The sequence below is a fragment of the Microbacterium sp. Ru50 genome (assembly GCF_002920555.1).
Lineage (GTDB): Bacteria > Actinomycetota > Actinomycetes > Actinomycetales > Microbacteriaceae > Microbacterium > Microbacterium arborescens.
The window spans coordinates 966,175-981,252 of the sequence record NZ_PQSV01000001.1 but is presented as its reverse complement, the minus strand read 5'-3'; the positions used below and the strand labels follow the sequence as shown (position 1 = coordinate 981,252).

General features: G+C 70.2%; 11 protein-coding genes and 1 pseudogene. 11 read left to right on the top strand and 1 reads right to left on the bottom strand.

Annotated elements, in window-relative coordinates; translation table 11 throughout:
• Window positions 1-38: 38 nt before the first annotated feature.
• Together C3481_RS04680 and recR are read left to right on the top strand one after the other, a co-directional pair.
• Window positions 39-2,346, top strand: a pseudogene (locus C3481_RS04680) (DNA polymerase III subunit gamma and tau).
• Window positions 2,347-2,349: 3 nt separating this feature from the next.
• On the top strand, window positions 2,350-2,943 hold the full coding sequence (gene recR / locus C3481_RS04675; protein ID WP_023951846.1) for a recombination mediator RecR: 594 nt from the start codon (window positions 2,350-2,352) through the stop codon (window positions 2,941-2,943).
• On the opposite strand, the gene C3481_RS04670 is transcribed toward recR, so the two are convergent.
• Window positions 2,903-5,122 (bottom strand): S9 family peptidase, encoded by a 2,220-nt coding sequence (locus C3481_RS04670; protein WP_374754837.1) that lies wholly within the window; start codon window positions 5,120-5,122, stop codon window positions 2,903-2,905. The genes recR and C3481_RS04670 overlap by 41 nt on opposite strands.
• Before the next feature lie 199 nt (window positions 5,123-5,321).
• Between C3481_RS04670 and C3481_RS04665 the strand changes: the two genes are divergently transcribed.
• The 9 genes from C3481_RS04665 (at window position 5,322) to C3481_RS04625 (ending at window position 15,055) form a co-directional block, all read left to right on the top strand.
• The gene (locus C3481_RS04665) at window positions 5,322-6,566 is read left to right on the top strand and encodes an inorganic phosphate transporter (protein ID WP_064956942.1); all 1,245 of its coding nucleotides are present in this window, start codon (window positions 5,322-5,324) and stop codon (window positions 6,564-6,566) included.
• Window positions 6,563-6,898 (top strand): hypothetical protein, encoded by a 336-nt coding sequence (locus C3481_RS04660; RefSeq protein WP_023951841.1) that lies wholly within the window; start codon window positions 6,563-6,565, stop codon window positions 6,896-6,898. Before C3481_RS04665 ends, C3481_RS04660 begins: the two co-directional genes overlap by 4 nt.
• Before the next feature lie 23 nt (window positions 6,899-6,921).
• The gene (locus tag C3481_RS04655) at window positions 6,922-7,869 is read left to right on the top strand and encodes a phosphodiesterase (RefSeq protein ID WP_103840970.1); all 948 of its coding nucleotides are present in this window, start codon (window positions 6,922-6,924) and stop codon (window positions 7,867-7,869) included.
• 54 nt (window positions 7,870-7,923) lie between these two features.
• Window positions 7,924-9,384 (top strand): aspartate ammonia-lyase, encoded by a 1,461-nt coding sequence (locus tag C3481_RS04650; RefSeq protein ID WP_103842010.1) that lies wholly within the window; start codon window positions 7,924-7,926, stop codon window positions 9,382-9,384.
• Window positions 9,385-9,460: 76 nt separating this feature from the next.
• Window positions 9,461-9,868 (top strand): DUF4190 domain-containing protein, encoded by a 408-nt coding sequence (locus C3481_RS04645; protein ID WP_023951837.1) that lies wholly within the window; start codon window positions 9,461-9,463, stop codon window positions 9,866-9,868.
• A 175-nt stretch (window positions 9,869-10,043) separates the two neighbouring features.
• Complete coding sequence (locus tag C3481_RS04640) at window positions 10,044-11,309, top strand: extracellular solute-binding protein (RefSeq protein ID WP_258039012.1); 1,266 nt, start codon at window positions 10,044-10,046, stop codon at window positions 11,307-11,309.
• A 5-nt stretch (window positions 11,310-11,314) separates the two neighbouring features.
• A complete protein-coding gene (locus C3481_RS04635; RefSeq protein WP_036305017.1) occupies window positions 11,315-12,265 on the top strand; it encodes a carbohydrate ABC transporter permease in 951 nt (316 codons plus the stop codon).
• Window positions 12,266-12,269: 4 nt separating this feature from the next.
• Window positions 12,270-13,154, top strand: coding sequence for a carbohydrate ABC transporter permease (locus C3481_RS04630; RefSeq protein WP_023951834.1), 885 nt, complete (start codon window positions 12,270-12,272; stop codon window positions 13,152-13,154).
• A gap of 56 nt (window positions 13,155-13,210) precedes the next feature.
• On the top strand, window positions 13,211-15,055 hold the full coding sequence (locus C3481_RS04625) for a glycoside hydrolase family 3 protein (protein ID WP_103840966.1): 1,845 nt from the start codon (window positions 13,211-13,213) through the stop codon (window positions 15,053-15,055).
• Window positions 15,056-15,078 lie beyond the last annotated feature (23 nt).

Below are 15,078 nucleotides of genomic sequence, written 5' to 3'. Positions count from 1 at the left end.
ACGGGGCCGGTGTCAGCGGTACGCCGTAGTCTGTCTGGGTGACCACCGCCCTCTACCGCCGCTACCGTCCCGAAGCGTTCGGCGAGATGATCGGCCAGTCGCAGGTGACCGAACCCCTGATGACGGCGCTCCGCTCCGACCGCGTCGGTCACGCGTACCTCTTCTCGGGTCCTCGCGGATGCGGCAAGACGACCTCGGCCCGCATCCTCGCCCGCTGCCTCAACTGCGCTCAGGGCCCCACCGACACGCCGTGCGGCACGTGCGACAGCTGCGTCGAACTGAGCCGAGGCGGGGGCGGCTCGCTCGACGTCGTCGAGATCGACGCGGCCTCCCACAACGGTGTCGACGACGCCCGCGACCTTCGTGAGCGCGCCGTCTTCGCCCCGGCCCGCGACCGCTTCAAGATCTTCATCCTCGATGAGGCGCACATGGTCACGGCGCAGGGCTTCAACGCCCTGCTCAAGCTCGTCGAAGAACCGCCGGCCCACGTGAAGTTCATCTTCGCGACGACCGAGCCCGAGAAGGTCATCGGCACGATCCGCTCGCGCACCCACCACTACCCGTTCCGGCTCGTGGCGCCTGCCGCGATGCTCGAGTACGTCGAGCAGCTGTGCGCCCAGGAGGGCGTGCAGGTCGAGGCCGGCGTGCTGCCGCTCGTCGTGCGAGCCGGGGGCGGGTCGCCCCGCGACACGCTCTCGTTGCTCGACCAGCTGATCGCCGGCTCCGACGACGGCGCGGTCGCCTACGAGCGCGCGGTCGCCCTCCTCGGCTACACCCACGCGGAGCTGCTCGACGAGGTCGTCGGAGCGTTCGGAGCCGTCGACGCCGCCGCGGCCTTCGCGGCGGTCGACCGGGTGATCCAGACGGGGCAGGACCCTCGCCGGTTCGTCGACGACCTGCTCGAGCGGCTGCGCGACCTCATCATCGTCTCGGCCACCGGCCAGGGCGCGTCCGCCGTGCTGCGCGGCGTGTCCGCGGAAGAGCTCGAGCGGATGGGGCGGCAGGCCTCGCTCTTCGGCACCGACCGCCTCTCGCGCACGGCCGACCTCGTGGTCACCGCCCTCGACGAGATGTCGGGAGCGACGTCGCCGCGGCTTCAGCTCGAGCTGCTCGTGGCGCGCGTCCTCGCCGCCGCGCAGCACAGTGTTCCGGCAGCCGACCAGGCCCCGGTCGCCGCCGCTCCCGCGTCGCACGCCTCGTCTCCCGCGGCCGCGCCCGCAGCCCCGCCGCGCATCGTCACGCCCGCTCCGGCTCAGGTTTCGGCCCCTGCGCAGCCCGAGCGCGCCGCGTCCGCGCCGTCCGCCGCCCCCGCCGCGCCGGCCGCCGCGTCGGGAGCCCCCGCGCCCGATACGCAGCGTCCCGCGGCCGCGAGCTCCGCCGAACCACGCGATCCGTCGACCGTCACGCTCGCGCAGATGCGCGACGCATGGCCCGAGGTGCTGCAGCGTCTCGAGTCGATCAGCCGCACCTCGTGGATGATCGCCTCCGTCGCCACACCTGTCGCGTTCTCCGAGACGGGCGTGCTGACGCTGTCGTTCCAGAGCCAGTCCGACGTCCTGCAGTTCAAGAAGCTCAACGCAGGCAAGGGACCGAGCGAAGACCTGCGGGGCGCGATCCTGGGCGTCCTCGGCGTCCGCGTGAAGTACGTCGCCCGTCACGACTCCGACCCCGGCGGCGGCCCGGCACCGGGCGGCCCGCCGGCCCCGCAACCGGGCGGTCAGTCGGGCGGCGCACCGCGACAGCAGCCCGCGGGGGATAACCGGCAGCCCGCGGCGGCCCCGCCGTCGCAGCCGGCCCCCGGCGGTCAACGCGCCGCGGGCGCTCCCTCGGCGTCGGCGGGCGCCCGTCCGGCCGCATCCGCGTCACCTTCCGGCTCCGCGTCCTCCGCCGGCCCCGTCACCGAGTGGGCCGTCGCGCCGATCCCGCAGGGCGACCCGGCACCGCAGTTCGCTGTGGACGACGAGCCGGAGGATGCCGTCGCCGCCCCCGTGCGCACGCTCACGGCTCCCCACGACGGTGACGTCGACCCGTACCCCGAGCCCCTGCCACCCATCGACGAGGAGGACCGCGACTACCCGCCGCCTCCCGTCGACGAATATGCGCCGCTGCCCCCCGCGGGCGCCGGTCGCCGTCGAACGGTCCACGACCCCCGCTCCGGCGACGACAGGCCCCGCACAGACATCGCCGGGGCCCGCAGTCGCCGCCCCCGCGCCGTCGAGCGGCCGCTCGAACGCCGTGCCCGCGCGGGGCGGTATCGAGCGCTACGGCGAAGCGGTCGTCCGCCAGATGCTCGGGGCCACCTTCGTCCGCGAAGAACCCTTCACCTCACCCACGAGATTCGGCTAAGCCATGTACGACGGCATCGTCCAGGACCTCATCGACGAGTTCGGTCGCCTGCCCGGCATCGGACCGAAGTCGGCGCAGCGCATCGCGTTCCACATCCTGCAGACTCCCACCTTCGACGTCTCCAAGCTCTCGCACCTGCTCGGCGAGCTGCGCGAGCGCGTGCGCTTCTGCGAGGTCTGCGGCAACGTGTCCGAGCACGACCGCTGCGCGATCTGCCGAGACCCGCGGCGTGACGGCACGTTCATCTGCGTCGTCGAAGACGCCAAGGACGTCGCGGCGATCGAGCGCACCCGCGAGTTCCGAGGCCTGTACCACGTGCTCGGCGGCGCGATCAGTCCCATCGGCGGCATCGGCCCCGACGACCTCCGCATCGCGCAGCTCATGCAGCGTCTGGCCGACGGCACCGTGCAGGAGGTCATCCTCGCGACCAACCCGAACCTCGAGGGAGAGGCCACCGCGACCTACCTCAGTCGCCTGCTGACCGCTCTCGAGATCCGCGTGACGCGGCTGGCATCGGGCCTCCCCGTCGGAGGCGACCTCGAGTACGCCGACGAGGTCACCCTCGGCCGTGCGTTCGAGGGGCGCCGCCAGCTCTGACAGCGCCCCTCGGGTGGTCGCAGGCCGGCTGGTCGGCCAGGCCGACGACGTCGAGCAGCCACGCGAGCTCGAACGCGCGCTCGCGCCACGAGTTGTACCGGCCGCTCACCCCACCGTGGCCGGCCACCATCTCGCACTTCAGCAACGCGTCGGCCCCGACCTCCCGCAGCCGGGCGACCCACTTCGCGGGCTCGACGTACATCACACGAGTGTCATTGAGTGAGGTGACCGCGAGGATGCGGGGGTAGGTGGCGTCCGCGCGGACGTTCTCGTACGGCGAGTACGACTTCATGTAGGCATACACGTCGGGGTCGTGCAGCGGGTCGCCCCATTCGTCCCACTCGATGACGGTCAGGGGCAGCGACGGGTCGAGGATCGTCGTGAGCGCGTCGACGAACGGCACCGCGGCGAGGACGCCCGAGAACAGCTCGGGGGCGAGGTTCGCGACGGCGCCCATGAGGAGCCCGCCGGCCGACCCGCCCTCGGCGGTCATCCGATCGGGTGTGGTGTAGCCGGTCTCGACGAGGTGGCGGGCGACGGCGACGAAGTCGGTGAACGTGTTGCGCTTGTGCAGCAGCTTGCCGTCCTCGTACCACTGGCGCCCCATCTCGCCGCCGCCTCGCACGTGGGCGACGGCGAACACGACGCCGCGGTCGAGGAGCGACAGGCGCGCCACCGACATCGCCGGGTCGATCGAGTGCTCGTACGATCCGTAGCCGTACAGGTGCAGCGCGCGCGGCTGTTCGCCCTCGCTCTCGGCGGGGTCGCCGAACGACCGCTTCCACACGACCGAGACCGGGATGAGTGTCCCGTCGTCGGCCGTCGCCCACACCCGTCGCTGCTCGTAGTCCGCGGGGTCGTATCCGCCCAGCACCGGCTGGCGCTTGCGCAGCAGCAGCTCGCCGGTGGCGACGACGTAGTCGTAGACGGTGCCGGGGGTGACGAACGAGCCGTAGCCCAGACGCAGCACGGGCGGCGCCCACTCGGGGTTGCCGCCGGAGCCCACGGTGTAGAGCGGCTCGTCGAACTCGAGCTCGGTGACCGAGCCCGAGCCGTAGTCGAAGATGCCCAGACGCTGCAGTCCGTCGCGCCGGTAGCCGAGCAGCGCCCAGTCGCGGAAGGTCGAGAGCCCTTCGAGGCGGCGTCCCGGCTCGTGGGGGAGCACGACCTCGCGCGCACCCGTCGGGTCGGCGGCCGAGACCCGGACGAGCTCGAAGTCGAGCGCGTCCTCGTTGTGCAGAACGTAGAGCACGTCCTCGCCGGCCACGACCGCGTGCGAGACGGAGTACTCCACGCCCTCGCGCCGCGGCCACACCGACCGGGGTTCGGCCCGCAGGTCGTCCGCCGGCACGAGGAACTCCTCGCTCGTGATCGACGAGCCGACCTCGATCACGAGGTAGCGGTCGCTGCGCGTGAAGCCCGCACCCACCCAGTAGCGCTCGTCGGGCTCGTGGAACAGACGCCCGTCGGATGCCGTGTCGGTGCCGATCTCGTGCAGCCAGACCGAGTCCGGTCGCCACGCGTCATCCACCGTGGAGTAGACGACGAATCGGCCGTCCGGTGACAGCGAGGCTCCCGCGAAGGTCCCGGTGATCTCGTCGGGCAGGTTCTCGCCGGTGGCGATGTCGCGAAGGCGCAGCGTGTATCGCTCGTCGCCCTCGGTGTCGACGCCGTAGAGCAGCAGGGAACCGTCGGCGGAGACCTCGAAGCTCCCGAGCGAGAAGAACTCCGCGCCTTCGGCCTCGACGTTGCCGTCGAGAAGCACCTGCTCGCCGGCGACATCGACGCCGGGCTCGAGCTGCGGAGGCGTCCAGTCGTCGGGCGACGCGAGGGGAGCGCGGCAGTGGATGCCGTACTGGCTGCCTTCGACGGTGCGGCTGTAATACCACCAGTCGCCGCGGCGGCTCGGAACAGAGAGGTCGGTCTCGAGCGTGCGGCCCTTGATCTCCTCGAAGATCCGCTCGCGCAGCCCGCTCAGGTGCGCCGTGCGGGCGTCGGTGTACGCGTTCTCCGCCTCGAGGTGCGCGATCACCTCGGCGTCGTCCTTCTCGCGCAGCCACTCGTACCGGTCGACGAACTCGTCGCCGTGGTGGGTGCGGCGGTGCTCGCGCACGGCCGCGACAGGGGCCGCGGGAGCGTCGGAGGAAGAGGGGCTGAGGATGTCGCGGGTGTCGGTCACCGTTCCACGCTAGCGCCGTGACCGCCCGATCCGGCCGCTCGGATTCACGGTGACGGCGATGGTGTGGCAGGATTCGATGGTCCGGTTGCCGGACCCTGAACAGACGGTGAACTCTTCGTTCGCGCCCGCCGCTGCCGCGGCATCCCGATCCGTACTCGAGGACCCGTGTTCGCGGGCCCGCACGCACAGAGAGCGCACAGTGGAAACCGCTGTACTCATTCTTCTGCTGGTCATCGGACTGGCACTCTTCTTCGACTTCACCAACGGCTTCCACGACACCGCCAACGCGATGGCGACGCCGATCGCGACGGGGGCGCTCAAGCCCAAGGTCGCCGTCCTCCTGGCCGCCGGCCTCAATCTCGTCGGAGCATTCTTGTCGACGGAGGTCGCCAAGACCGTCTCGCACGGGATCATCCACGAGGATCAGCTCGCCGCCACCGCGCTGCTGCCGCTGATCTTCGCGGGGCTGATCGGCGCGATCACGTGGAACATGCTGACGTGGCTGCTGGGACTCCCGTCGAGTTCGTCCCACGCCCTCTTCGGCGGCCTCATCGGCGCGACCCTCGTGGGTGTCGGGGCGATGGCGATCGACTTCGGCGTCGTGCTGAGCAAGATCATCCTGCCCGCGCTGATCGCGCCCGTGACGGCCGGTGTCATCGCGTTCACCGTGACGAAGGTCGCCTACGCCGTGACCCGTCGCCACGACGGCAAGCCCGATGGTCGCGACGGCTTCCGCTGGGGGCAGATTTTCACCTCCTCTCTCGTCGCGCTCGCGCACGGCACCAATGACGCGCAGAAGACCATGGGCGTCATCACCCTCGCCCTCATCGCGGCCGGCTGGCAGAGCGCCGAGCACGCCGAGCCCCAGCTGTGGGTCATCGTGGCGTGCGCCGTCACGATCGCGCTCGGCACCTACATGGGGGGATGGCGCATCATCCGCACTCTCGGCAAGGGGCTCACCGACGTCAAGCCCGCCCAGGGGTTCTCGGCCGAGGCGTCGACCGCGTCGACGATCCTCGCCTCGAGCGCCCTCGGCTTCGCGCTGTCGACGACGCAGGTCGCGTCGGGCTCGGTGATCGGCTCCGGACTCGGACGCCGCGGCTCGACGGTCCGCTGGGCCACGGTGGGCCGCATCGCGGTCGGCTGGCTGCTGACCCTTCCCGCCTCGGGGGCCGTGGGCGCCGTCGCCGCTCTGCTCGTGGTGTGGTTCGGGCCGGTGGGCATCGTCATCGATGCGATCGCCGCCGTCGCGATCGTCCTCGCGCTGTTCCTCCGCTCGCGTCGCAACGAGGTGCACGCGGGCAACGCGATGAGCGAGGTCGCCGATTCCGGTCTCGCCGTCGAGGTGCCGGCCGATCCGCCGCCCACGCGGCGGCAGCGGCGCGCGAAGGCGGCGGCCGCGGCGAGGAAGTCGGGCTCGGAGCAGACGGAGGGCGAGCGATGAACGTCTCGATCGACTGGTTCGCCTTCGTCCAGGTGTTCGCGGCGGCCATCACCGGCGCCGTGCTCGTCGTCGGCTTCTACGCGTTCGGCTTGCGGATGCTGGTTCGTGCGGGCCGCGTGCCGGTCGTGACTCCCGCGGAGTTCACCGACGCGATCGCGGTCATCAGCGAGAAGCAGGCGCGCCGCCACGCGAAGGCCGCGGCCAAGGCGGCGAAGAAGAACCCGCTGACGGCGGCCCAGAAGAGGGTCGCGCTCGTGGCCGCCTACGGCGCCTTCGCCCTCTGCGGGCTCGCCGTCCTCGGGGGCATCGTCCTCATCGTGGCGGGGCGGTAGGACCCCCGGCATAGGCTGTGGCCATGACTTCAGCAGCGCCGTCGGACGGTTCCACACAGCCTCGCGACCCTGCGGCATCCGTGCGTTTCGGTCGTCATGAGCCCGCTGGTCACGTCCTCGTCCATATCAGCGACACGCACCTGCTGGCGGGTGGCGCTGCGCTCGGCGGGCGCTACGACGTCGAGGCGAACCTCGACGCCACCCTCGCGGCCGTCGAGCGCACCGGCGTCCGACCCGACGCGCTGGTCTTCACCGGTGACCTCACCGACCTCGGCGAGCCTGACGCGTATCGCCGCCTCCGCGAGGCGGTCGAACCCGTGGCGGAGCGGCTGGCGGCGCCGATCGTGTGGGTGGCCGGCAATCACGACGAACGCGACGCGATGCGCGTGGGCCTGTTCGGCGGACCGTCGACCCGGGAACCGCTGACCGGGGCCTGGGACCTGTCGGGACTGCGGCTCGTCGCCCTCGACTCCACGGTCCCGGGCTGGCACCACGGTGACATCGATGCGGATCAGCGCGACTGGCTGCGCGGGATCCTGTCCGAGCCCGCGCCCCACGGCACGATCCTCGCGATGCACCATCCGCCGCTGCCGAGCCACGTGCCGTTCTTCGACATCCTCGAGCTGCGTCATCAGGAGGCGCTGGCGGAGACCATCGCGGGGACCGACGTGCGCGGCATCCTCGCCGGTCACCTTCACTACTCCACCTCCGGGACATTCGCGGGCGTTCCGGTCTCGGTCGCGTCGGCCACCTGCTACACGATGAACCTCCAGCGCCCGCCGCAGGCGGTCAACGGAATGGATGCCGGCCAGGCGTTCCAGCTGGTGCACGTCTACGACGACGTGATCACCCACACCGTCGTGCCCGTCGTCGACGCTCCGACGGGCGAATACTTCTCCGCCGAGTGGGTCGCCGAGATGGCGCGGCTGTCGCCGCAGGAGCGTCTCGAGGCGTTTTCCCGCAAGCGCTGACTAGGCTGGGATCGTCCCTCCCATCGCCGTGAGACCCACAAGGACCCGTGCATGATGTCGTCCACTCCCGCCACCCGCACCGAGACCGATTCGCTCGGTTCGCTCGAAATCCCCGCCGACGCCTACTGGGGCGTGCACACCGCTCGCGCACTCGAGAACTTCCCGATCTCGCAGCGGCCGATCTCCGTCTATCGCGACCTGGTCCGGGCCCTCGCGATGGTCAAGCAGGCCTCGGCGCGTGCGAACCGGGAGATCGGCGTGCTCGACGCCGAGCGCGCCGACTTGATCGACCGGGCCGCGCAGCTCGTCATCGACGGCGAGTACCACGACCAGTTCGTGGTCGGCGTCGTCCAGGGCGGTGCCGGCACCTCGACGAACATGAACGCCAACGAGGTCATCACCAATATCGCCCTCGAGCTGGCGGGCCGCCCCAAGGGCGATTACGGCTTCCTCTCGCCGATCGACCACACGAACCGCAGCCAGTCCACCAACGACGTCTACCCGACGGCGATCAAGGTCGGTCTCGCCCTCGACCTGCAGGGGCTGCTCGACGAGCTGGCGCTGCTGCGCGAATCGTTCCTGGCGAAGGCCGTCGAGTTCCACGACGTGCTCAAGGTCGGGCGCACGCAGCTCCAGGATGCCGTTCCGATGACGCTCGGACAGGAGTTCCACGGCTTCGCGACGACCCTGGGTGAGGACCACTCCCGCCTCGGCGAGAACGCGTCGCTCCTCTACGAGATCAACATGGGTGCGACCGCCATCGGCACGGGCATCACGACGCATCCGGAATACCGTCCCGCGGTCGTCCGCCACCTGCGCGAGATCACCGGCCTCGACCTCTCCAGCGCCGTCGACCTCGTCGAATCGACGAGCGACACCGGCGCGTTCATGTCGTTCTCCTCGTCGCTCAAGCGCAACGCCATCAAGCTCTCGAAGATCAGCAACGACCTGCGCCTGCTCTCGAGCGGCCCCCAGGCGGGCCTGGGCGAGATCAATCTCCCGGCGCGCCAGGCGGGGTCGAGCATCATGCCCGGCAAGGTGAACCCGGTGATCCCGGAAGTGGTCAACCAGGTCGCGTTCGCCGTCGCCGGCGCCGACCTGACGGTGACGATGGCGGTCGAGGGTGGACAGCTGCAGCTCAACGCATTCGAACCGATCATCGCCCACTCGATCTTCCAGTCGATCACGTGGATGCGGCGGGCCATGCGCACACTGCGCGTCAACTGCGTCGACGGCATCACCGCCAACCGCGAGCGGCTGGGCGCGATGGTCGGTTCGTCGGTCGGCGTGGTCACGGCGCTCACCCCCTTCATCGGCTACGCGGCGGCGGCGGCCCTCGCCAAGACGGCACTGCTGACCCACCGCAACGTGGGCGACCTCGTCGTCGAGGCGGGGTTGATGTCGCGCGAGGAGGTCGACAAGCAGCTCTCGCCCGCGCGGCTGTCGGGGCTGCAGGCCGTGACGGCGGCCATCCCGATCGTCCTCGCCGACGCTGAGGAGAGCGTGTCGGGCTGACCACCCCTTTGTGCCGGGGGGTCGGCTCTCGCTAACGTCGAGAAGTCCACCTCTTACCGACCGACCGGGGGATCCCATGACCGACCCGAACAACCCGTCCGCGCCGCAGCCTCCGGCCTACCAGCCACCGGCGTACCCGACGTCATCCTCCGACGCCTCGTACGGCAACCCCAACGCACCGATCCCGGGCAAGACCCTCGGTATCGTCGCCTTCGTCCTGTCGTTCTTCGCGCAGCTCGTCGCCCTCGTCCTCGGCATCGTCGCGCTCGTCCAGAGCAAGAAGGCGGGGCACAAGAACGGGTTCGCGCTCGCCGCGATCATCATCAGCTCCGTGCTCATGGTCATCGGCGTCGTCGTGGCGATCGTGCTGTTCACCGTCTTCGGCAACATGGCGAACGAGATCTACCAGACCTGCGTCGTGGAAGGGGCCGACACCGTGACGGTCTGGGGTCAGACCCAGCCCTGCTCTTCCGCGCGGTACTGAGCCGACGCCAACACCGCAAGCCCCCGCGGATCCGATCCGCGGGGGCTTCCTCATGCCCGGCTCAGGACTCCCGGGCGCGATTGCGTCTTGGCGCTCAAAGCGCTTAAACTCGACGACGGCGCAAAGGTTAAGCGCTTTGATCGCCGCGGCGGTCCCGCGATTCAAGGAGGAAGACGTGAAGTTCAGGACAGTGGCAGGTGGCATCGCCACCCTGGCCGCGGTGTCGCTCATCCTGACCGGCTGCGGCCGGGCGGACGAGTCGGCTGCCGGACCTGCTGAGGTCACCACGATCGACGACAGCCCGGCGACGGGCACGATCAGCGTGTGGGCGATGGGCGCCGAGGGCGAAGCGCTGCCCGCGTTCGTCGAGAAGTTCCAGGAAGCGAACCCGGACGTGAAGATCGACGTCACCGCCATTCCGTGGGACGCGGCGCACAACAAGTTCCAGACGGCGATCGCCGGCGGGAACACCCCCGATGTCGCCATGGTCGGCTCGACGTGGATGGCCGACTTCGGCGACGCGTTCGCCACCGTCCCGGCCGAGATCGCGACCGACGGCTTCTTCCCCGGTGCCCTCAGCACGACGGAGTTCGACGACCGTGCCGCCGGCGTGCCCTGGTACGTCGACACGCGGGTGCTCTACTACCGGACCGATCTCGCGCAGCAGGCGGGCTGGACGCAGGCTCCCGCCACGTGGGACGAACTGCAGCAGCTCGCCGCCGACATGAAGGACAAGGCCGGCGCCGAGTACGGCATCCGGATGCCGGGCGGCAACGACTCGTTCCAGGGCGCGATGTGGATGCCGTGGTCTGCCGGTGCCGAGCTCACCGACGGTGACGCCTGGACGCTCGACACCCCCGAGATGACCACGGGGCTGGAGTACTACAAGAGCTTCTTCGACACGGGCCTCGCCGACGCGAACGCCGACATCTCGGCCGGAGCCACGGAGGCCGAGTTCGTGGCCGGGACCACCCCGATGGTCGTCGAGGGCCCGTTCCTGCGTGGTCAGCTCGAGCTGCTGGGCGGCCCCGACTTCGCCTCGAAGTACGCCACAGCGGTCCTGCCCGCCGACAGCGGGTCGGTCTCGTTCAGCGGCGGCGCCAACCTCGTCGTGTTCAACCAGAGCAAGAACGCCGAATCGGCGTGGAAGCTCGTCCGCTGGCTCAGCGAGCCGGAGACCCAGGCGGCCTTCTACGAGACGACGGGTGACCTGCCCGCTCTCCAGGCGGCGTGGGACGCTCCTGCGCTGGCAGACGACGCGAGCCTGACGACCTTCGGCGAACAGCTCCAGACCGCCAAGGCTCCGCCCGTGACGACCAGCTGGGTGCAGGTCGCCGCGAAGGGCGACCAGGCCCTCGAGCAGCTGCGCCGCGGCGGCGCCGACGTTCCCGCGGTGCTGCAGAAGCTGCAGGCCGACGCCGACGCGATCGGACTCGAGTGACCTCGATGTCCACCACCACCCTCCCCGCGGCCGGAGTCGACTCCGGCCGCGGGGCCTCCCGCCCCGGCGGGCTGCACGCGAGGCAGCGCAAGCGCCAGGCCCTCATCGCCTGGGCGTTCTGCCTGCCCTTCGTCGCGGTCTTCGCCGTCTTCATGCTGTTCCCGATCGTCGGCTCGTTCGCGATGTCGTTCACGGACTTCACGGCGCGTGACATCACTTCGCCCTTCGCGGTGAACTTCGTCTGGTTCGACCAGTTCGCGACGCTCTTCGGCGACCCGCGCTTCCTCACCTCCCTCGGGGTCACCGCGATCTTCGTCGTGGTGGGCATCCCGGTCACGATGGTGCTGGCCCTCGCCCTCGCCCTCGCACTCAACAGCGGCGGCGGGCGCATCGTCGCGTTCTTCCGGGTCGGCTTCTACGCACCGGTGGTCACGAGCATCGTGGCGGTCGCGGTCGTCTGGCGGTACATCCTCCAGCCCGACGGCCTTCTCAACTCGGCCCTCGCCCTCGTCGGCATCGACGGTCCCAACTGGCTGAACGATCCCGCTTTCGCTCTGCCGTCGCTGATCATGATGGCGGTGTGGCGCAACGTCGGCACGCTCATGGTCATCTTCCTCGCGGGCCTGCAGGCCGTGCCTCAGGACGTCAACGAGGCCGCGACGATGGACGGCGCATCAGCCTGGCGGCGTCTGACCTCGGTCACCCTTCCGCTGCTGCGGCCGACGATCCTCCTCGGCGCGGTGCTCATCTCCGTCGGCTACCTGCAGTTCTTCGAGGAGGCGTTCGTCATGACCAAGGGTGGGCCGCTCGACTCCACCCTGTCGGTCGCGTACTACACCTTCCAGCAGTTCGGCTTCGGCGAATACGGCCTGGCGTCAGCCGCCAGCTACGTCCTGTTCCTGGCCATCGCGCTGCTGAGCCTGCTGCAGTTCCGGCTGCTCCGTTCGAAGGACTGACCCGATGACAACCATCCCCGCTCCCGTGGTGGACACCGTCACGCCACCGCCCGCTCCCCGGCGCCGTCGCCGTCGGTTCGGCCCGCGCGCGATCACCTACACCGTCCTGACGGTCGGACTCGCCCTCTGGCTCATCCCGTTCCTGTGGATGGTGCTGGGATCGGTCAAGACGCAGGGCGAGATCCTGCGCCGTCCGCCCACGTGGTTCCCGGAGAACCCGACGGGCGAGAACTTCGCGCAGTGGTTCGGGCCTTTGGACTTCGGCCACTTCTTCGCCAACAGCCTCATCGTCGCGGTCGTCACCGTCCTCGGCAACATCGTGTTCTGCTCGATGGTGGGCTATGCCCTGGCGAAGATGGAGTTCCCCGGCAAGAAGGCGCTCTTCGTCCTCGTCATGGTGACGCTCATGGTGCCGGGAGTCGTCACCTTCGTGCCCCTGTTCGTGATGGTCTCCTCGCTCGGGCTCGTCAACACCTATCCCGCGCTCATCCTGCCCTTCATCACCGCCCCCATCGGCGTGTTCCTCATGCGGCAGTTCATCATGGGCATTCCCGACGCGCTGCTGGAGGCGGCGCGCCTCGACGGGGCGGGGGAGTGGCGCATCTTCTCGCGCATCGTGATGCCGCTGTGCGGGCCGCCGCTCGCGACCCTCGGCATCCTGACGTTCCTCGCCTCATGGAACAACTTCCTGTGGCCCCTGGTGGCCGCCCAGACCGAGGAGATGTACACGCTCCCCGTGGCGCTGTCGCTCTACTCCACGGGGCAGAACGCGACCAACTACGGACTGCTCCTGGCCGGCTCGGTGCTCGTCATCGCGCCCATCATCGTGCTGTTCGTGTTCCTGCAGCGCTGGTTCATCCGGGGCGTTGCCACCACCGGCCTGAAGTGACCCTCGCGCGGACCCCCGCGTCGCCGCATCCGTCCCCCCACGATCGAAAGTCCCTCATGCGACCCGAATTCCACACCGCCCCCGACGGAACCCGCTTCCGCGACCTCAACGGCAACGGCATCCTCGACCCGTACGAGGACCCGCGCCTGACCCCCGAGGAACGCACCGACGATCTTCTCGGCCGGATGTCGCCGGCCGAGAAGATCGGCCTCATGTTCCAGACCGTCATCGAGATCGGCCCCGACGGCGAGCTCCTCGAGACGCCGGGGGCCATCTCGAAGTCGCCCACGACCGATGTCGTGGTCGGCAAGAACATGACGCACTTCAACGTGCACGCCATCCGGACCGCCCGCGAGGGCGCGCGCTGGAACAACAACCTCCAGCGTCTCGCCGAGCGCACGCCGCACGGCATCCCGGTCACGATCAGCACGGATCCGCGGCACGCCTTCGTCGAGAACACCGGGGTCGCCTTCTCGGCGGGACCGTTCTCGCAGTGGCCCGAGCCGCTGGGTCTCGCCGCTCTCGACGACCTCGAGGTCATCGAGCAGTTCGCCGACGTCGCCCGACGCGAGTACTGCGCGGTCGGCATCCGAGCCGCGCTGCATCCGCAGATCGACCTGCCCACGGAGGCGCGATGGGGGCGGCAGGCGCAGACCTTCGGCTTCGATGCCGAACGGGTCTCGCAGATCACCGCCGCCTACCTCCGGGGCTTCCAGGGCGACGAGCTCGGTACCGAGAGCGTCGCCTGCACGACGAAGCACTTCCCGGGCGGCGGGCCTCAGCTCGACGGCGAGGACGCGCACTTCCCGTACGGCCGCGAGCAGGTGTACCCGGGCGGCATGTTCGACTACCACCTCGAGCCCTTCCGCGAGGCGATCCGGCGCGGCACGGCCGGCATGATGCCGTACTACGGCATGCCTGTCGGACTCGAGCGGAACGGGGTGCCGATCGCCGAGGTGGGGTTCGCCTACAACCGTCAGATCGTGACGGACCTCCTGCGCGACGAGCTCGGCTACGACGGCGTCGTCGTCACGGACTGGGAGCTCGTCAACGACAATCACGTCGGCGATCAGGTGCTGCCGGCGCGGGCGTGGGGCGTCGAGGACCTCGACCCCACCGAGCGGATGCTGCGGCTGCTGGATGCCGGTGTCGACCAGTTCGGCGGCGAGGAGTGCACGGAGCTGCTGGTCGACCTCGTCGAGTCCGGCACCGTGCCCCTCGAGCGCATCGACGTGTCCGCCCGCCGCATCCTGCTCGTGAAGTTCCGGCTGGGCCTCTTCGACGACCCGTACGTCGACGAGGACGCGGCCGAGCGCATCGTCGGCAACGCCGATTTCCGCGAGCTCGGGACCCGTGCGCAGGCGGAGTCGCTGACCGTCCTGCAGAATCGCGACGACGTGCTGCCCATCCGCTCGGAGCCCCGGCCGAGGATCTACGCCGAGAACGTCGGCGACAGCGCACTCGCCGCGCACGGCGACCGCGTCGAGCGGCCCGAGGATGCCGACGTCGCGATCGTCCGTGTCGGAGCGCCCTTCGAGCCCCGCGACGACCTGTTCCTCGAGAAGTGGTTCCACCAGGGCTCTCTCGACTTCGGGCCCGGGCTCGTGTCGCGGTTGGGCCGTGTCGCCGCCCACGCCCCGCTGGTGCTGGTCGTCGGTCTCGACAGGCCCGCCGTGCTCACCCCCTTCGTCCCCATCGCCTCGGCGATCGTCGCCGACTACGGCAGCTCGGATGCCGCGGTGCTCGCCGCTCTCACCGGCGCCGTGCCGCCGCGGGGAACGCTGCCGGTCGAGATCCCGCGATCGATGGAGGCCGTGCGCCGCTCCCGGACCGACGTCCCGGGCGACACGGACGAGCCGATCTTCCCGCGGGGGACCGGGCTGTCGATCGTGCCGGCGTGAGGCGCGTCGGTAGACTCCCCGGG